This window comes from Arthrobacter sp. CJL-S3 (genome assembly GCF_056711635.1).
Genome location: NZ_CM160046.1, coordinates 753081 through 771174, shown reverse-complemented (window position 1 = coordinate 771174; position 18094 = coordinate 753081). Strand labels below are relative to the sequence as shown.

The window sequence follows — 18094 nt, the reverse complement described above, 5'->3', positions numbered from 1 at the left end:
GCCCTGGCGGGGTCCGCCGTACGTTCGCAGGCCAGCTTAGCCTATTTTGAATTACTCCGGATAATCTCAGTGACCGGACTGTGACGGGCTTTTTTGCCGCCCCCGCCGGGCAGTCAGGCAGAATGAAACGCAGGGCTCCGCTGCAGCGACGCTGCCGGGCCACCTCTCGAGCCACACTTTCTGTAACAGCCGAAGATTTTGTACCAGCCGAAAATTGGAGCCACTGTGAGCGACACCAGCATCACGATTCCCGCAAACCTCCTGCCCAAGGACGGCCGGTTCGGCGCCGGACCGTCCAAGGTCCGTCCGGAGCAGATGGAAGCCCTCGCCGCGGCGTCGCAGCTGCTGGGTACCTCCCACCGCCAGGCGCCGGTCAAGAACCTGGTGGGATCGGTCCGGAACGGGCTCAGCCAGTTCTTCCGCGCCCCCGAGGGGTATGAAGTCATCCTGGGCGTCGGCGGATCGACGGCGTTCTGGGATGTCGCCAGCTTCGGCCTGGTGGAGAACAAGGCCCAGCACCTGTCCTTTGGCGAGTTTGGCTCGAAGTTCGCCTCCGCCACCAACAAGGCACCCTTCCTGGCGGACTCCACCATCATCAAGTCCGAACCGGGCACCCGCCCGGTGGCCAAAGCCGAGGCCGGCGTCGATGTTTACGCCTGGCCGCAGAACGAGACGTCCACCGGCGTTGCCGCTCCGGTCCAGCGTGTGGCCGGCGCCGACGCAGGCTCCCTCGTCCTGGTGGACGCCACCTCGGCTGCCGGCGGGCTGGATGTCGACGTCGCCGAAGCGGACGTCTACTACTTCGCCCCGCAGAAGAACTTTGCCTCCGACGGCGGCCTGTGGCTCGGCCTGTTCTCCCCGGCGGCGCTGGAACGTGCGGCGCGGATCAAGGCCGGCGGCCGCTGGATCCCGGACTTCCTGGACCTTCAGACGGCGATTGACAACTCGCGGCTGAACCAGACCTACAACACTCCGGCCCTGGCCACGCTCGTCACGCTCGAGGCCCAGGTGCAGTGGCTCAACGCGAACGGCGGACTGGACTTCGCCTCGGCGCGGACTGCGGATTCCGCCGGCCGCATCTACCGCTGGGCCGAAGCTTCGGAGTACGCCACCCCGTTCGTGGCGAAGGCCGAGGAACGCTCCAACGTCATCGCGACGATCGACTTCGATGACTCCATCGACGCCGCGGCGATCGCGAAGGTGCTCCGCGCCAACGGCATCGTCGACACGGAGCCCTACCGCAAACTGGGCCGCAACCAGCTCCGCATCGCGACCTTCGTGGCGATCGAGCCGGACGATGTGTCGGCGCTGCTGGAGTGCATCGACTTTGTGGTCGGCGAGCTGAAGAAGTAGCTCTCCGCGCCCGCGCGGCCCCCAGCCGTCAGCGGTTCGACGGCGTCGTCCGGGTTACTCCCGGGCGGCGCCGTCGGCGTCGGGGCCGCCGGGGATCCCCGGGCCGGCGGACACCACGCGGAAGTAGCGCAGCCCCCGGGCGCGCCGGTCGAACCGGATCCGCAGCTGCCGGGCCCGGACAATCCACACCAGCCCGATCAGGGCCGCGATCAGGCCGGAGGCGGCGGCGACGCTGAGGGACCAGCGGGGACCGGCGACGTTGGCGACCCACCCGACGAACGGGGCGCCGATGGGCGTGCCGCCCATAAAGATCGCCATATACAACGCCATCACCCGTCCGCGCATCACCGGGTCCGTGGTGGTCTGCACGTAGCCGTTGGCGCTCGTCATCATGGTGATGGCGAAGAGCCCCACCGGGACCAGCGCCACGCCGAACCAGAAGTAGCTGGGGGCCAGCGCCGCGATGCCGGAGGCGACGCCAAAAGCTCCGGCCGCACCAAAAATGATCCGCAGCCGGGGCTTCTTGCGGCCCGCGGACAGCAGGGCGCCGGCGACGGAGCCGATGGCCATGATGGAATTCATCAGCCCGAAGGCGCTGGCATCGAGGCCGAATTCCGTGCCGACCATGGCCGCGATGAACAGCACAAAGTTCAGCCCCAGGGTCCCGACGATAAAGACCGCGACCAGCACCACCACGATGTCCGGCCGGAACCGCACATAGCGCAGCCCCTCGCGGATCCGGCCTTTGCCGGGTGCGGCGCGGGGCAGCTGGCGCAGCGAGGCGGTGGGAATCTTCCACAGGCTCAGCAGCAGCGCCACGAAGGTCAGGGTGTTGATCAGGAAGACCCAGCCGGGGCCGACGGCGACCGTGAGGATGCCGGCCACCGCGGGCCCGATCATGCGGGCCACGTTGAAGGAGGCGCTGTTGAGGGCCACCGCGTTGGGCAGGTAGTCGTCGCGGACCAGTTCCGAGACGAAGGTCTGCCGCACCGGCGCGTCGAAGGCGGACACCACGCCGAGCAGCAGCGCGAAGCCGTAGACATGCCAGAGCTGCGCGGCCCCGGACACCACCAGGATGCCCAGCCCGGCACTGAGCACCGCCATCGCGGACTGGGTCAGGATGAGCAGCTGTTTGCGGTTGAAGCGGTCGGCCAGCAGCCCGGCCACGGGGGCAAGGAAGAGCTGGGGTCCGAGCTGCAGGGCCATCGTGATGCCCATGGCGCTGGCATCGTGATCGGTCAGGTGGTCAAAGACCAGCCAGTCCTGGGCCGTGCGCTGCATCCAGGTCCCGATGTTGGAGATCACCGCACCGATGAACCAGATCCGGTAGTTCAGGATGTGCAGGGACTTGAAGGTGGACATCATGTCCAGCCCTCACTGTGCAGCATCCCGGATGGTTCCAACCGTTAGTCAGCCTGCGCTGCGGGCAGCTCGTCGTCCGGCGCGCCGTCGGTGGCCGCACCCGGGACATCGTCGTCGTCGTCGTCGTCGGCGGAGTCATCGTCGTCGACATCGTCAGCGTCGTACTCGTCGCCGGCGCCGTCCGCGTTGCCGTCTGCATCGTCGGAGTCGTCTTCGGGCGCGTCGTCGTCGGAATCGTCGTCGGAATCGTCGTCGGAGTCGTCCTCGGACTCAACGGCGTCGAGCGCGTCCAGGGGCGCGTCGGCTCCAGCGGCGTCCTCCGGCGGTGCCGTACCTACGGCCGCCGCGAGTTCGTCCTCGCCCTGTTCGTCGCCGGGGCGGACACGTTCGGCCCACGGGACCCATTCGGGCGCCAGGATCGAGTCTTCGGAGGGCAAGAGTCCCAGTTCGTCGACCGTCACTACTTTGGACCGCGAGTTCCGGGTGAGCACGGCGTACCACTGCCAGCCACCATAGCCGGCCAGTTTTGACTCGAACAGGTGCGTGACCAGGCGGTCGCCCTCACTCTTGGCCGCGAGGTGCCGGCCGATCTGTTCGGCGGGGGCGATACCCTCGATGGCGGCACGGGCGACGTCGACGGCGGCGGCCAGGAAGGCGTCGGGCTTGCCGGTGCGCCAGACGGGAACCCCGGCGCGCGGCTTGTTGCCTTCTTTGGTTCCGGCTTTTTTGTCCCCGGCGTTCCTGTCCGCGGCGGCAATTTTGTCCCCGGCGGGGGAGGCGGTCTGATCAGTTTCCGGAGTCAACGCGGAGCCTACGCGTCCAGCTCGTCGGCAACCTTACGCAGGGCGACGGCGATCGCCTTGCCCTTGTTGCCTTCCGGGTACTTGCCCGCGGACAGGGTTCCGGACAGGTTGTCCAGCACGGAGACGAGATCCTGAACCAGCGGGGCGAGGTCCTTTGCGCTGGGCCGCTTGGCCTTGGCGATCGAGGGTGTCTTGTCCAGCACGCGCAGGCCCAGGGCCTGGGCGCCCTTGCGGCCGTCGGCCACGCCGAATTCAACCCGCGTGCCGGCCTTAAGCTCGGTTACGCCCTCGGGCAGCGCGGACTTCGGCAGGAAGACTTCCTGGCCGTCCTCGCCCGCGAGGAATCCGAAGCCCTTTTCCTTGTCATACCACTTGACCTTGCCGGTAGGCACGTAATCAACCTTCTTCGTTCTGCTGGTGACACGGCCGGCGGTCACCGCATCCGCATTGATATGCGGGTTCAGGGTATGACTGCCAGGACCGTGTTGGTCTGTTCCTTCAAGGTTATCCTGCCCGGCCTATTTTGACCGTTTGGGGCGCGGGACAGGCCGGACTGTTAGCGTTAGCTCCATGACTCCACTGCGTTTCCGGCGGCCACTGTATATTGTTGCGGCTGCCGCCGCCGTGCTGTCGCTCACGGCCGTCGGCGTCGTGATGGCGATGGCCTTCAATAACGCCGTGTCGCCCGCCTGGATCACCTCCACCGCCCTCTATGGGCTTCCCGTGGCGTTCCTGCTTATGCTCTTGCTCGTGATCGACGGCGTCGCAGCCCGAAGACGCCCGCGAGAGCCGGACGAAAGGTAGCCTTGCACTGATGTCTCTTATCCGCGCGCTGAGCAAGGAACTGCAGGCACGCAGCGATGACTCGCTGCGGGCCTTGTTCTCCGCGCGGCCGGACCTCATTTCCCCGGGTGTGCCGGACTTCGCCGCCCTCGCTGCGCGCGCAAGCGGCCGCGTCAGCGTGCAGCGGGCCCTGGAGCGGCTGAACCGCCCGGAAATGCAGGTCCTGGAAACCCTGCACCTGTGCACGAACACGGACACCGGGCACAGCGCCTCGGCCCCGATGCTGAAGAAGCTGATCAACGGCGCGACCCTGACCGCCATCGAAAAGATGCTGCATTCGCTTCAGGAACTGGCCCTTGTCCACCGGGCGGAGCCTCCGCCCGGCGCGCCGCCCGCGGGATCAAAGCAGCGCTATTACCTGCCGGTCGGCAGCCTCAAGGACGTCATCGGGATCTACCCGGCCGGACTCGGGCGCAGCTACACCGAGCTGGTCCGGCTCCAGCCGGCTTTCGCGCAGCGTGTGGTCCAGCTCGTCGGGGAGCTGCACCGCAGCGGCGCGGCCATCTCCCCCGCAGCCACGCCGATGGAGGCCGCACTGTCGCTGCAGCACTGGACGGCCACGCCGGAGTCCCTGCGGCAGATCCTGGCCACCGCCCCGGAACGCACCCCCGCGCTGCTCGCACGCTTCGGGAACTGGGCCATGGGCGCCGTTCCCCAGGCGCAACGGCGCGCCTCCGTGCTGCACGAGGCCGCCGACGTCGGACCGGTGGACTGGCTCCTGGCCCGCGGGCTGCTGGTGCCGCTGGACGCCGCCCATGTGGAACTTCCGCACAGCGTCGGGGTGTCCCTGCGCGGCGGTTTTGTCATCGAGAAGTTCGCACTGACTCCGCCGGTGCCGCGGCTGGGTTCCACCTCGGCGGCGCTGCGCCGCAACGCCGCCCTGGGCGCGATCGCCGAGACCCTGCGGCTGGTGGGTGAACTTTTGTACAGCGTCCGCGAACAGCCCCTCGTCACCCTGCGCAGCGGCGGCGTGGGCGTCCGGGAGCTCAAACGACTGGCCGACGGGCTGCGGATCGAGATGCACGACGCCGGGGTGCTGGCCGAGTTGTGCGCCCTGTCCGGCCTCATCCGCCTGGACGTGGACAGTTCCGCCTGGGTCCAGCCGGCGCAGCTGGAGTGGCTGACGCTGCCGCGCCAGGAACAGTGGCTCTGGCTGGTCAACGCCTGGCTCGCCAGCGAACGCGCGCCGTCCCTGGTGGGACAGCCCGTCAACGGCCAGGCCGCGGTCCCGGCCCTGCACCGCGGCGCGGCCGGCAACACCATCAACGCGCTCTCGGCCGAAGCCCAGCGCCCGGACGCCCCCATCGTCCGGAAACGGATCCTGGAAATCCTGGCCGAACTGACCCAGGAGGCCGCGGCCCACGACGGACAGGCCCCGGTCCTGGACGCCGCGGCCGTGCTGGAACGCGCCGACTGGACCCAGCCCCGGATGGCGCGGCGTTTCAGCTCGCTGGTCCGCGGGATCCTGGCCGAGGCCGAACTGCTCGGCCTCATCGGCTCGGGCGCGCTCAGCCAGATCGGCGCGGCCATCGCCGCCGAACAGCCCGATGAGGCGATGAACATCCTGGGCGAACACCTCCCGGCCGCATTGAACCACGTCCTGCTCCAGGCCGACCTGACGGCGGTGGCGCCCGGCTATCTCGCCCCGGACCTGACCGAGAAACTCCTCACCATGGCCGACGCCGAAGGCCAGGGCCCCGCCACGATCTACCGCTTCTCGGTCGCCTCGGTCCGGCGCGCGCTCGACGCCGGCCAGGACGCCCAGGCGATGCTGGACTTCCTGGGCCTGCACTCGGCCACGGCGATCCCGCAGCCGCTGAAGTACCTGATCGAGGACACCGCCGCCCGCCACGCCAGGCTGCGGGTGGGGTCCGCCGCGAGCTTCATCCAGAGCGACGACGAAATGGCCCTGCTGGAACTGCTCAACACACCCGGCGCCGCCGGCCTCGGCCTGGTCCGGATCGCCCCCACCGTGCTGGTCTCGCACGCCGCACCGCGGGAAACAGCCCAGCTGCTGCGGAGCCTGGGGCTGTCCCCGGCGGTGGACGAATCCGAGTCCGGCGGCATCCGGCTGCGCCGCACCACGGCGGTGCCCGGCAGTGTCCGGCCGGTCTACAGCGCCCCGCGCACCGCCCCGCCGGAAGCCGACGTCGACGCCCAGCTGGCAGTCCTGCGCAGCGAACGCACCGCCGCCGGCGGCGCATCCGTGCTTCCCCCCGCGGCGCCCGGCAGTGAGGAAGCGACGCAGCTGGGGCTGGAAACCCTGCAGAAGGCGATCCGGCTCAAACAGCGTGTGGTGATGAACGTCGTCGACGGCATGGGGAATGCCGTGCGGGAAACAGTTGTTCCGGTAGCTGTGAACGGCGGACGGGTCCGGGTCTTCGACCCGGACAAGGAAACCGAACGCGTCCTGTCCATCCACCGGATTATTGACGTAGAAGCCGCAGAGGAAATGCTCCAGTGAACGATGGACCGCTGATCGTCCAGAGTGACAAAACCATCCTGCTCGAAGTGGACCACGAACTCGCCACCGAGGCACGCCACGCCATCGCCGCGTTCGCCGAACTGGAACGCGCCCCCGAGCATATCCACAGTTACCGGCTGACGCCGCTGGGCCTCTGGAACGCCCGGGCTGCCGGCCTGGACGCCGAAAAAGTGCTGGACACGCTGCTGAAGTACTCCCGCTTCCCGGTCCCGCATTCCCTGCTGATCGACGTCGAGGAGACGATGTCCCGGTACGGCCGGCTGCGGCTCGAGAAGGATCCCCAGCACGGCCTCGTCATGCGCACCTCGGACTACCCGGTGCTGGAGGAAGTCAGCCGGGCCAAGAAGATCGCCCCGCTGCTGGGTCCCAGGATCGACGGCGAGACCGTGGTGGTGCACTCCTCCCAGCGCGGGCAGCTCAAGCAGCTGCTCCTCAAGATCGGCTGGCCGGCCGAGGACCTGGCCGGCTACGTCGACGGCACCCCGCACCCCATCCTGCTCGACGAGTCCGGCTGGAAGCTCCGCCCGTACCAGCAGCTGGCGATGGAGAACTTCTGGGCCGGCGGCAGCGGCGTCGTCGTGCTCCCCTGCGGGGCCGGTAAAACCCTGGTGGGTGCCGCCGCGATGGCCACCAGCTCCACCACCACGCTGATCCTGGTCACCAACACCGTGTCCGCCCGGCAGTGGAAGGACGAGCTGCTCAAGCGGACCTCCCTCACCGAGGAGGAGATCGGCGAATACTCCGGCTCCGTCAAGGAAGTCCGGCCCGTGACGATCGCCACGTACCAGGTCCTGACCACCAAGCGCGGCGGGCTCTACCCCCATCTGGAGCTGGTGGACGGCAACGACTGGGGGCTCATCATCTACGACGAGGTCCACCTCCTGCCGGCCCCGATCTTCCGGATGACGGCGGACCTGCAGGCCCGCCGCCGGCTCGGCCTCACCGCCACCCTGGTCCGCGAGGACGGCCGCGAGGGCGAAGTCTTCAGCCTGATCGGCCCGAAGCGCTATGACGCGCCGTGGAAGGACATCGAGGCGCAGGGCTATATCGCGCCGGCCGACTGCGTCGAAGTCCGGATCGACCTGCCCCGCGACGAACGTGTCGCCTACGCGATGGCCGAGGACGCGGACAAGTACCGGCTGTGCGCCACGTCCGAGTCCAAGACCCTGGTGGTGGAACAGCTCGTGGCCGGGCACGCCGGCGAGCAGCTGCTGGTGATCGGCCAGTACATAGACCAGCTGGACGAGATCGGCGAGCGCCTGAACGCTCCGGTGATCAAGGGCGACACCCCCGTCAAGGAACGCCAGAGGCTCTTTGATGCCTTCCGCGCCGGCGAGGTGCAGACGCTCGTGGTGTCCAAGGTCGCCAACTTCTCCATTGACCTGCCTGAGGCCTCCGTCGCGATCCAGGTGTCCGGGTCCTTCGGCTCCCGGCAGGAGGAGGCCCAGCGCCTTGGCCGTCTGCTGCGTCCCAAGAAGGACGGCCGCGCCGCCCGCTTCTACTCCCTCGTGGCCAGGGACACGCTGGACCAGGACTTCGCGGCCAAGCGCCAGCGCTTCCTGGCCGAGCAGGGCTACGCCTACCGGATCATGGATGCCCGGGACGTCGGCACCAGCTCCCCCACCGAGTAACCCGGCGCACACGCTTCCGGGCTGCGCAGCCACAGCCCTCCATCCAGGGTCCTGCACCGCTTTCCGGGCGGCGCCGCCGTTTGGCCCGCACTAGCGGATGTACGTCGAGCCGTCCTGCTCCAGGGCTCCGGTACGCGGGTCGCGCTGCGGGCGCTGGTAGGCGAATTCGCCGCCGCTGCGGCCGCCGAAGGGGCGTCCGTGGTCGGCAAATTCTTCACGGAAGAACGCCAGGCACCACGGTCCCATCTGGAGGCGCGAGCCGGTCCGCAACACCGACGCCGACCCCGGACCGAAGCTGCCGGTGACCTTGCCGTGCCGGACCAGGACGTATTCGTCCCGGTCATTGTGGACTATTTCGGCATGCACCCCGTCGAGACCCGGAAGCTGCAGTTCGGCGGATTCATCACTGCCGATGCGCACCCGTTCCGCGGTGAGGCTAAACTCACGCGGGACCTGCCCGTTCCAGGACTTCGAGTCCTGCACGAAAATCAGCCGCGGCCGTCCGCCGCCCCGCGTGTAGTGGGTCGTCGTGATGCGGCGGGGAATCCTGCGCTTCACCGTCGGCAGCAGCGGCAGAAGGGTGCCCGGCGGCAGCAGGGAAAATTCCCGGGCAGGGGAACGCCGGCCCCGTTTCAGCATGGGTGCCAGCGCTCCCAGCTTTCCCAGCTTGATGTGGGGTGACCTGGTAATCACCCGCTGCGAGGCCGGAGCCCCGACGGCGCCGAGACTGATGATCCTGCCGTCCGGTCCGTCCACGACCACCGTCAGCCCCTGGTCCGAGAGCGTCTTGGCCAAGGGCCGGAGATCGCCCAGGGACGGCAGCCGCTGCGAGAGCAGGGCGTCGATCCGCTCCAGCGCGACAACCACTTCAGTCCCGGACGCCTTCACCGATCCGCGAGCCTCCTCCCCGGACGCCTCCTGGAGGGAGAAGTCCAGGTTGATGTCAGCCCTGAACCGCGGGGCCATGGTCAGCCCCTGTTCTCGTCGGAACCCACCGCGTCCTTGTCGCTGGTGGTCACGCGCAGGCTCCCGTTCAGCTTCCACGTGGCCCGCGGTGCGTCCGGTCCGATGTCGCGGGGAACCTCGATGGTCATGTCGACGAAGTTGTAGTTGATAGCGGCGCCTTTGCCGGTCAAGTACGACCACATCTCTTCGGCAAGATCCGCCCAGTCGCGGATGCTCCGGTCAACGGCGCCTGAACTGTCCCCTGCGTTGCTCTCAGTCGTCACTTTGTGTCCCCTTCATTGGGTACCCGCGTGCAAGCCGCGGCGGCGGATTGGTTTCGATACGGCCACTCTAATGTCGCTGTCGGCGCAGGGGAATGCCTTCACTGGAACCGGCTCCGCTCACCCGGTCGCGGGTCCCGGGCTGTCCGGTGGCGGTCCTGGCCCACAAAACACACATCTGCCTTTCAGAAAACTCCCAGATTCTGGGAGCATCATGGGAATATGAAAAAGAACGGACCCGAAGCCAAGCTGCTCGTCGTCGATGATGAACCGAACATCCGCGAGCTGCTGTCCACGTCCCTGCGCTTCGCCGGCTTCGAGGTCGTCTCGGCGTCCAACGGGCGCGAGGCCCTGGCGGCGGCGGACCTGCATTCCCCCGATCTGGCCGTCCTGGACGTCATGCTGCCGGATATGGACGGCTTCACCGTCACCCGCCGGCTGCGCGCGGCGGGCAAGCACTTCCCCGTTCTCTTCCTGACCGCCAAGGATGACACCGAGGACAAGGTCATGGGCCTGACCGTGGGCGGCGACGACTACGTCACCAAGCCCTTCAGCCTCGACGAGGTGGTGGCCCGCATCCGCGCCGTGCTGCGCCGCACCCAGCCGCTGCAGGATGACGACGCGGTCATCCGCGTCGATGACCTGGAGCTCGACGACGACGCCCACGAGGTGCGCCGCGGCGGCACCGTGGTCGAGCTGTCCCCCACCGAATTCAAGCTCCTGCGCTACCTCATGCTGAACCCCAACCGGGTGCTGTCCAAGGCCCAGATCCTGGATCACGTCTGGGAATACGACTTCAACGGGGATGCCTCGATCGTTGAGTCCTACATTTCCTATCTGCGCCGCAAGGTGGATATTGATCCGGACGCCCCGGCCCTGATCCAGACCAAACGGGGCGTCGGCTACGTCCTGCGGACGGCCGAGAAGCGCTGACCTTGCTGCTGGACCGTTGGAAGTCGGCATCGCTGCGGTCGCAGCTTGTCGCCATCATGACCGCGCTGATGCTGGTGGCCCTCACCGTCACCGGCGCAGGGACCCTGACCCTGCTGCACAGCTATCTGCAGGGGCAGGTCGATGACAAACTCCGGGCCGCAGTCTCCTCGGTGCGCCAGCAGCAGTCCTTCAGCCAGCTTCAGGACCAGAACCAGAGCATCCCCACCGACTATTCGCTGATCCTCTTCACCCCGGGACAGCCCCCCTTGCCGTTCGGCGGCGACAAGAAACTCCACCCGGACATCACCGCCATCAACGCCGCCGACGTCGCGGCCCGCGTGCAGAACCCGTTCCAGGTCCGCGGCACGGATGGACGCAACTGGCGGGTGGTCGCGCTCAACGTCGTCGACAGCAACCAGCGCAGCTCCGTGGTGGTCATCGGTCTCCCGCTGGGGCCGGTCGATTCCGTGATGGAACACGCCGTCCTGGTGGTCGTCGGCGTCGGGCTGCTGACTCTGGTCCTGGCGTTCTTCATCGCCACCTGGAGCATCTCGCGGTCCTTCCGGCCGCTGGCCCGGGTCGAAAAGACCGCCGCGGCGATTGCCGCCGGCGATCTCTCCCGGCGCGTCGAGATCGAAAACCCCAACACCGAAGTGGGCCGGCTGGGCAGCTCCCTCAACGCCATGCTCGCCCATATCGAGACCGCTTTTGCCGCCCGGATGGCCTCCGAGGCGCGGATGCGCCGCTTCGCCGCTGACGCCTCCCACGAACTGCGCACCCCGCTCGTGACGATCCGCGGCTTCTCCGAGCTGTACCGGCACGGCGCCTTGTCCACCCCGGAGGACGTGGCGACCGCCATGGGGCGGATCGAAAGCGAAGCCAAACGGATGGGAACCATGGTGGAGGACCTGCTGCTGCTGGCCAGGATCGATGAGCAGCGGCCGCTGCAGCAAAAGCCCGCCGACCTGCTGCTGCTTGCCAACGACGCCGTGGTGGACACCCAGGCCAGCGACCGCGGCCGCGTCATCACCCTCACCGGGCTCGACGGCGGTCCCCCCGGTCCGGCGCCGGTGCTCGGCGACGAGGCCAAGCTGCGCCAGGTGGTCGGGAACCTCGTGGGCAACGCCCTGCGCTACACCCCCGAGGGCACGCCCATCGAACTCGCCGTCGGCGTCCGGACCGCCGAGGACGGCGCCCGGCAGTCGGTCATCGAGGTCCGCGACCACGGCCCGGGCGTCCCGGACGAGGAAGCGGCGCGGATCTTCGAGCGGTTCTACCGCGCGGACACCTCCCGCACCCGGGAAACCGGCGGCAGCGGGCTGGGGCTGGCGATCGTCGCGGCCATCGTCGGGTCGCATGCCGGCACCGTCCGGGTCGCGAAGACCGACGGCGGCGGGGCCACCCTGGTGGTCAGCCTTCCGTTCCTGGACGAGGCGGAGGATGACGGTCCGGGTGCCGGCACCGGTCCCGGTGACGATGACGGGCAGTAGCCCGGCCGGGATCCCTGCAAGCTTGTCCACATAGCCGGACCGCGCGGTCCCCGGGCTCCGGCGGCCTGCCTAGGCTCGAAGGGTCCGGAGATTCCGGATCAGGCACCGCAGAGAGGGCAATCCCATGAGCATCATTTCCGTCGACACGGAACTCCTCCAGCTCAAATCGGCAAACGTCAAGGCCACGGTCGACCGGATCAGCGCTGACGTCCAGGCGATGAAACACGGCCTCGACGAGTTGCAGGCCACGTGGCGCGGCTCGGCAGCCACAAACTTCCAGGCCCTCGTGACCGAGTGGACCCTGACCCAGGGAAAGGTTGAGGCGTCCCTGGCGTCGATCAACCTGGCGCTGAACTCCGCAGCGGCGAGCTACGCCCAGGCCGAACTGCACAATACCCAGCGTTTCAGCTGAGCGGCCGCCACACCGCCTGAGAAGGGCTCAGGCTTCGGGCGTGCCCTGGTGGAAGCGAAGACGCCACTGAGCGCCGTCGTGGACCCACAGGGAGCTGCGCAGGACGGTCCCCGACCGGGCATGGCTGCGGTAGATCAGGAGGACCGTCTGCTCGCCCAGCCGATCCGCGCCCAGCAGTTCCAGCTCAATGGGGGCTCCCGGGTGATCTTCGAGGGACATCAGCACCGCGTCCCGGGTCCAGATCCGGCCCGAGCTGCCGATCTCGGTGAAGTCCGGGTGCAGCAGCACACCGGTGCGTCCGAGGTCCGCGCGGGTTTCGGGCAGCAGGAGTTCGCGTTCCAAGGCCTCGACGATGGCTTCCGGGCTCGCGTCGGTGCCCGGGGCGGGCGTGAGGTCCTCGTCGAGCTCGCTGAAGAGGTCGGGTTCATCGAAGAGCGACGGTTCGCCGAACAGCTGCTGCTGGCCGGCCAGGGCGGGCGCGGCCTGCGCGGCCGGTGTGCCCTGGGCGGCTGCGGGAGCGGTCCCGGCGGAGGGGGCCGGCGCCTCGGCGGCGGCGCCGAAGCCGGGGCCCTGCCGGACGGCGACGCCCTGCTGGTACGCCGTCGCAGCGGCGCGCGCGCGGTCATCCGCGGCCTCGTTCAGGTCGTGCCCGGCGTGGCCGCGCACCCATTCGAATGTGTACTTGCGGCCGGCCAGCGCCTGGTCAATGTCTTTGAGCAGCTCGACGTTCATAACGGGCTTGCCGTCGGACTTGCGCCAGCCCTTGCGTTTCCAGCCCGGCATCCACTTGGTGACGGAGTTGATGACGTACTGGCTGTCGCAGAGGATGTGCAGGTGCTCGCCCGGCAGGTGCGCGGTGGAGCGGAACAGGTCCAGCACGGCCATGAGCTCGCCCATGTTGTTGGTGCCGTGCGGCCATCCCCCGGCCCGCCAGCAGTCGTCGCTCACATACCAGGCCCATCCGGCCGGGCCGGGATTTCCTAAAGCCGAACCGTCGGCTGCTGCTGTAATCGTCACTGCACTATCCTGCCAGACCGGGACGGCCTCCAACGCCGACGGCGGCCCCACCAGAAGGTGGGACCGCCGTCGTTGAACTGGACGTTCAGCGCTGGACTGGCCGGCGCCGGAAGCCGGGTGGTTAGAAACCGCCCATGCCTCCCATGCCGCCCATGTCGTCGCCGCCGCCCATGGCCGGGGAGTTCTTCTCCGGCTTGTCGGCCACAACGGCCTCGGTGGTGAGGAACAGGCCGGCAATGGAAGCCGCGTTCTGCAGGGCAGAGCGGGTGACCTTGACCGGGTCGTTGATGCCGGCAGCCAGCAGGTCGACGTACTCGCCGGTTGCTGCGTTCAGGCCGTGGCCTGCAGGCAGGCCGCGGACCTTGTCGACGACAACGCCGGGCTCGAGGCCGGCGTTGAAGGCGATCTGCTTCAGCGGGGCGTCGATGGCAACGCGGACGATGTTCGCACCGGTTGCCTCGTCGCCTTCGAGCTGCAGGTTGGCGAATGCCTTGGCACCGGCCTGGATCAGGGCGACGCCACCGCCGGCGACGATGCCCTCTTCAACAGCAGCCTTGGCGTTGCGGACAGCGTCCTCAATGCGGTGCTTGCGTTCCTTGAGCTCGACCTCGGTTGCGGCACCGGCCTTGATGACTGCAACGCCGCCGGCCAGCTTGGCCAGGCGTTCCTGCAGCTTCTCGCGGTCGTAATCCGAATCGGAGTTCTCGATTTCGGCGCGGATCTGGGAAACGCGGCCGGCAATCTGGTCAGCGTCGCCTGCACCCTCGACGATGGTGGTCTCGTCCTTGGTCACAACGACCTTGCGGGCGCGGCCCAGGAGTTCGAGTCCGGCGGTCTCAAGCTTGAGGCCGACTTCCTCGGAGATGACCTGGCCACCGGTGAGGATGGCGATGTCGGCGAGCTGCGCCTTGCGGCGGTCGCCGAAGCCCGGAGCCTTGACGGCGACGGACTTGAAGGTGCCACGGATCTTGTTGACGATCAGGGTGGCCAGGGCCTCGCCCTCGATGTCTTCGGCGATGATCAGCAGCGGCTTGGAGGACTGCATGACCTTCTCGAGGACAGCAACCAGTTCCTTGACGTTGGAGATCTTCGAGTTGACGATCAGGATGTACGGATCCTCAAGGACCGTTTCCTGGCGCTCAGCGTCGGTGACGAAGTATGCGGAGATGTAGCCCTTGTCGAAGCGCATGCCTTCGGTGAGCTCCAGCTCGAGGCCGAACGTGTTCGACTCCTCGACGGTGATGACGCCTTCCTTGCCGACCTTATCCAGGGCTTCGGCAATCAGGGCGCCAATCTCGTTGTCACCGGCAGAGATCGACGCGGTGGCGGCAATCTCTTCCTTGGTTTCGATTTCCTTGGCGGAGGCCAGGAGCTCGCGGGTGACAGCTTCGACAGCCTTCTCGATGCCGCGCTTGAGGGACAGGGGATCAGCGCCGGCCGCGACGTTGCGCAGGCCTTCCTTGACCAGGGCCTGAGCCAGCACGGTGGCAGTGGTGGTACCGTCGCCGGCGACGTCATCCGTCTTCTTGGCAACTTCCTTGACCAGCTCGGCGCCGATCTTCTCGTAAGGATCGTCCAGCTCGATCTCCTTGGCGATGGAAACACCATCGTTGGTGATCGTGGGGGCGCCCCACTTCTTTTCGAGGACGACGTTGCGTCCACGCGGGCCGAGGGTGACCTTGACGGCGTCGGCGAGGATGTTCAGGCCCCGCTCAAGACCGCGGCGTGCCTCTTCATCAAATGCAATGATCTTGGCCATAACGGCAGTAGTCCTTTCGGGACAGTCGTTAAGAATGAACCTTTGCTGCGGTGCCCGCGACGGACGATCCTTGCCCTGCGGCCTCTGTATGCCGCCGGGCCAGGGATCTCACCCCAGCCAGGTGTTTCTTTCGCTCCCGGAGGCGGCTGCTGCAACTTCGCGGCCGGGCGAACCGGGCGTCGTTTTAGCAGTCAATACGCGGGAGTGCTAACTCAATAATTAGCACTCCCCCGGGGAGAGTGCAAGCAGTGCGCGCGGGGGAACGCCCTGCACCGGCCCGCTGGCGGTGCTCCGGCACGACGCAATACGCTACGGGCGATTAACTCCCGTTGCTGCTGGCCGTCTCGCTGCCGCTCATAGTTGCCGTGTTGTCCGCACCGTACGTGTAGACGACGTAGTTCGCGGAGCTGATATCACCGTTGGCATCGAAGCCGATCCGCCCGGATTCGCCGTCGTAGTCGGGCTGCTTCCCGGCCCGGAGGACGTCGAGGCACTCCTGGTAGCTCTTGCAGACCGCGGCGTCGCCGGAGGGCCCGGAGCCGCCGGACGCCTGGACCTTGCCGCCGGAGACGGCGATCAGGCTGGCCGCAACGGAGGCGCCGGCGTCGTCCTCCGCCGCGGCGGCCGCAACGGCGGCGAGGTTGACGGCGTCGTACGTCTCAGCGGCAAAGGTCATGTCCGCCAGCGCGGGATCCACGGACACCAGTTCGCCCTGGAAGTGCGCGGAGGCAAAGGTCCCGGGCAGGATCCCCCGGGCACCGCTGAGGGCGCTGGAGCCGAGGCCTGGGCCGTACTGGTTGACCGCACCGTCGCTGAGGATGAGCTTCGTTCCGGCAACGCCGGCGTTGTTCAGCTCGGCAATGGCGCCCTGCGCCCCGGTCCGGGAGACCAGGACGACGGCGTCGGGAGCCGCCGCCTTCACGGCAGCGGCCGCCTGCTGGGCCTGGCCCGGGACGAACCCCGCGACGGCGACGGACCCGAGGCCGGACTGCTGCGCTGCGGCGGCGACCGCGGTGGAGACGTCCTTGCCGTAGCTGCCTTCCTCGTACACCACGGCGAGGGTGGAGGCACCGCTGTCCTTGGCGAGCTTGACCAGCACGGGGGCCTGCGCAACGTCGGCTGCCGAGGTCCGGAAATAGAAGCCGCCGCTCTCATAGCTGCTGAGCCCGCGGGCGGCGTTCGCGGGGGAAATGATGGCGATCCTGGCGTTGGAGAGGACATCGATGGCGGCGGGCGCCCGGCTCGAGTCCGTCGGGCCGATGACGACGTCGGCTTTGGCGGCGACCAGCGCCTTGGCCTGCGCTGCGGTGTCCGTGCCGATGGTCTCCGGGAGCAGCTCCACCGGTTTTCCTTTGTGGCCGCCGGCGGCGTTGATTTCCTTGACGGCAAGTTTTGCGGCGGCCAGCTGGGGGGCGTTGAGGAAGCTCTGCGGGCCGGTGTTGTCGAGGATCAGCCCGATCCGCAGGGTGCCGTCACCGCTCGCGTCCGCCTGCCCCACGCGGGCGCCGCCTGTAGGGGCCAGACACGCGGTTGTGGTCAGGGCAGCAGCCGCGGCCACTGCCACGGCGCGGCCGATCCGCTGGGCGGCAGACCGGCGCCGGGGAGCGCTGCCGGGAGCCCTTCGAGCGGCGGCGTTGCCGGCAGCTTCCTGCGGGGCGTGCGCTGCGGCGGCGAAAGTCACTGGACGGGCCGGACGCTTTCGGCCTGCGGGCCTTTTTCGCCCTCGCCGACCTCGAGTTCGACCCGCTGCCCCTCGTCCAGGGCACGGTAGCCCTCCCCCGCGATGGCAGACCAGTGCACAAAGACATCGGCCCCGGAGCTGTCCACGGTGATAAACCCGTAGCCTTTCTCGGCGTTGAACCATTTGACGGTTCCCAATGCCATGGTGGCCACACTTTCAGTTGACTGGCGGGCGGCCCACCACAATGTGGGCCGCGGAATGCGTCACGCAGGATGCAGGCACAGGATGCAGACACAGTCCGCAATTACTGTACCCACAGCCCTGTGCCGGAGCGCAGGGCGGGGTCGGGTCAGGGGTTCAATAGTTATTCAGGCGTAACCGGAACGGACTACTGGAAACCTGGCGCCAGGACAACAACGAGCGGGAGCTGGAATTCGGCCGAGTCCACGACGGTCGGGATGCCCAGGAGTTTGCCAAGGGCTTCGGCGTTGCTCTTCTGCGCGGCCCCGCTGTAGAAAATGACGGAACGCTGCTGGGGCGCACCGCCCCAGTTCCCGACTGTGCCGATCGTCCAGCCGGCGGTGGAGACGGTTCCGCCCACCCGGGTGGCCAGTCCCGCAGTGCCCGAGGCGTTGTAGACCGCTACGGGCTGGGTCTTGTCGACGACGGCGGCCGCGGAGGCGGCCGCGGAGGGGGTGGCGGACGCGGTGGGCGCTGCGCTGGCCTCCACGCTCACCGGGGCCGGGCTGGTCGGCTCGGGGCTGGTCGGCTCGGGCGCGGAGGCCGTGTGTGCGGGTGACGCGGAGGCGCTGCTGCCCACCTGCTCGGCCGAGACCGCCATCGTCTCGCCGGCGGAGGAGAATCCCAGCTTCGGCAGAATCAGGAAAGCCACGAGGCCGACGGCCAACGCCGCGGCGCCGACGGCCAGGATGGACCCCAGACGGCGGCGTCGGCGGGTTTCGGCGACGGCCCGGTGGACACCCTGGCGTGTGGAGGTCTCCGGGACCCGATCAAATTCATCCCGAGCGTATTTGGTCATGGTAAAAACGACGTCCTTGCTGATTTCTGACGATGTGCCCACGCCGGCGTCCGCGCGGGA

16 protein-coding genes and 1 pseudogene are annotated in these 18094 nt (G+C 68.2%); 7 read left to right on the top strand and 10 right to left on the bottom strand.

The features are described from left to right. Positions 1-225 precede the first annotated feature (225 nt). Positions 226-1353, top strand: a complete 1128-nt coding sequence (serC, locus tag AC06G6_RS03565) for a phosphoserine transaminase (protein WP_479826411.1) — start codon at positions 226-228, stop codon at positions 1351-1353. Between the two features lie 54 nt (positions 1354-1407). On the opposite strand, the gene AC06G6_RS03560 is transcribed toward serC, so the two are convergent. The 3 genes and pseudogenes from AC06G6_RS03560 to AC06G6_RS03550 form a co-directional block, all read right to left on the bottom strand. Continuing rightward, positions 1408-2715 carry an MFS transporter gene (locus tag AC06G6_RS03560; protein WP_479828523.1) on the bottom strand — a complete coding sequence of 436 codons (1308 nt, stop codon included), beginning with the start codon at positions 2713-2715 and terminating at the stop codon, positions 1408-1410. Between the two features lie 194 nt (positions 2716-2909). After that, positions 2910-3473 (bottom strand): annotated as a pseudogene (locus tag AC06G6_RS03555) (DUF3027 domain-containing protein); the annotation flags it as partial. A gap of 53 nt (positions 3474-3526) precedes the next feature. After that, entirely contained in the window at positions 3527-3910 is a 384-nt protein-coding gene (locus tag AC06G6_RS03550; RefSeq protein ID WP_024366560.1) for a cold-shock protein, read from the bottom strand. A 178-nt stretch (positions 3911-4088) separates the two neighbouring features. Between AC06G6_RS03550 and AC06G6_RS03545 the strand changes: the two genes are divergently transcribed. Genes AC06G6_RS03545 through AC06G6_RS03535 form a run of 3 tightly spaced genes read left to right on the top strand, consistent with a single transcriptional unit; the run spans position 4089 to position 8477 of the window. Next, positions 4089-4322, top strand: a complete 234-nt coding sequence (locus tag AC06G6_RS03545; protein WP_479826409.1) for a hypothetical protein — start codon at positions 4089-4091, stop codon at positions 4320-4322. Positions 4323-4332: 10 nt separating this feature from the next. After that, on the top strand, positions 4333-6825 hold the full coding sequence (locus AC06G6_RS03540) for a helicase-associated domain-containing protein (protein WP_479826407.1): 2493 nt from the start codon (positions 4333-4335) through the stop codon (positions 6823-6825). Continuing rightward, on the top strand, positions 6822-8477 hold the full coding sequence (locus AC06G6_RS03535) for a DNA repair helicase XPB (protein WP_479826405.1): 1656 nt from the start codon (positions 6822-6824) through the stop codon (positions 8475-8477). The genes AC06G6_RS03540 and AC06G6_RS03535 overlap by 4 nt, the downstream gene beginning before the upstream one ends. Before the next feature lie 90 nt (positions 8478-8567). Here AC06G6_RS03535 and AC06G6_RS03530 read toward each other — a convergent pair whose 3' ends face one another. Both AC06G6_RS03530 and AC06G6_RS03525 read right to left on the bottom strand, forming a co-directional pair. Further along, on the bottom strand, positions 8568-9443 hold the full coding sequence (locus AC06G6_RS03530; RefSeq protein ID WP_479826403.1) for an FHA domain-containing protein: 876 nt from the start codon (positions 9441-9443) through the stop codon (positions 8568-8570). A gap of 2 nt (positions 9444-9445) precedes the next feature. Continuing rightward, positions 9446-9706: a hypothetical protein gene (locus AC06G6_RS03525; protein ID WP_479826401.1), complete on the bottom strand. Its 261-nt coding sequence runs from the start codon at positions 9704-9706 to the stop codon at positions 9446-9448. Positions 9707-9925: 219 nt separating this feature from the next. Here AC06G6_RS03525 and AC06G6_RS03520 point away from each other — a divergent pair, with 219 nt between their 5' ends. The 3 genes from AC06G6_RS03520 to AC06G6_RS03510 all read left to right on the top strand — a co-directional run bounded on the left by AC06G6_RS03520 (position 9926) and on the right by AC06G6_RS03510 (position 12538). After that, positions 9926-10636 (top strand): response regulator transcription factor, encoded by a 711-nt coding sequence (locus AC06G6_RS03520; RefSeq protein ID WP_307463506.1) that lies wholly within the window; start codon positions 9926-9928, stop codon positions 10634-10636. Positions 10637-10641: 5 nt separating this feature from the next. Beyond that, entirely contained in the window at positions 10642-12126 is a 1485-nt protein-coding gene (locus AC06G6_RS03515) for a sensor histidine kinase (protein WP_479828522.1), read from the top strand. Between the two features lie 124 nt (positions 12127-12250). Then, a complete protein-coding gene (locus tag AC06G6_RS03510; RefSeq protein WP_479826399.1) occupies positions 12251-12538 on the top strand; it encodes a WXG100 family type VII secretion target in 288 nt (95 codons plus the stop codon). Positions 12539-12565: 27 nt separating this feature from the next. Here AC06G6_RS03510 and AC06G6_RS03505 read toward each other — a convergent pair whose 3' ends face one another. The 5 genes from AC06G6_RS03505 to AC06G6_RS03485 all read right to left on the bottom strand — a co-directional run bounded on the left by AC06G6_RS03505 (position 12566) and on the right by AC06G6_RS03485 (position 18034). Beyond that, positions 12566-13555 carry an RNase H family protein gene (locus AC06G6_RS03505; protein WP_479826397.1) on the bottom strand — a complete coding sequence of 330 codons (990 nt, stop codon included), beginning with the start codon at positions 13553-13555 and terminating at the stop codon, positions 12566-12568. Positions 13556-13676: 121 nt separating this feature from the next. Further along, positions 13677-15314: a chaperonin GroEL gene (gene groL / locus AC06G6_RS03500; protein ID WP_160667642.1), complete on the bottom strand. Its 1638-nt coding sequence runs from the start codon at positions 15312-15314 to the stop codon at positions 13677-13679. Between the two features lie 319 nt (positions 15315-15633). Beyond that, on the bottom strand, positions 15634-16995 hold the full coding sequence (locus AC06G6_RS03495; RefSeq protein WP_479826395.1) for an ABC transporter substrate-binding protein: 1362 nt from the start codon (positions 16993-16995) through the stop codon (positions 15634-15636). Further along, entirely contained in the window at positions 16992-17198 is a 207-nt protein-coding gene (locus AC06G6_RS03490; protein WP_282382031.1) for a cold-shock protein, read from the bottom strand. Before AC06G6_RS03490 ends, AC06G6_RS03495 begins: the two co-directional genes overlap by 4 nt. Positions 17199-17383: 185 nt before the next feature. After that, the gene (locus tag AC06G6_RS03485) at positions 17384-18034 is read right to left on the bottom strand and encodes a LytR C-terminal domain-containing protein (protein WP_479826393.1); all 651 of its coding nucleotides are present in this window, start codon (positions 18032-18034) and stop codon (positions 17384-17386) included. Positions 18035-18094: the final 60 nt, after the last annotated feature.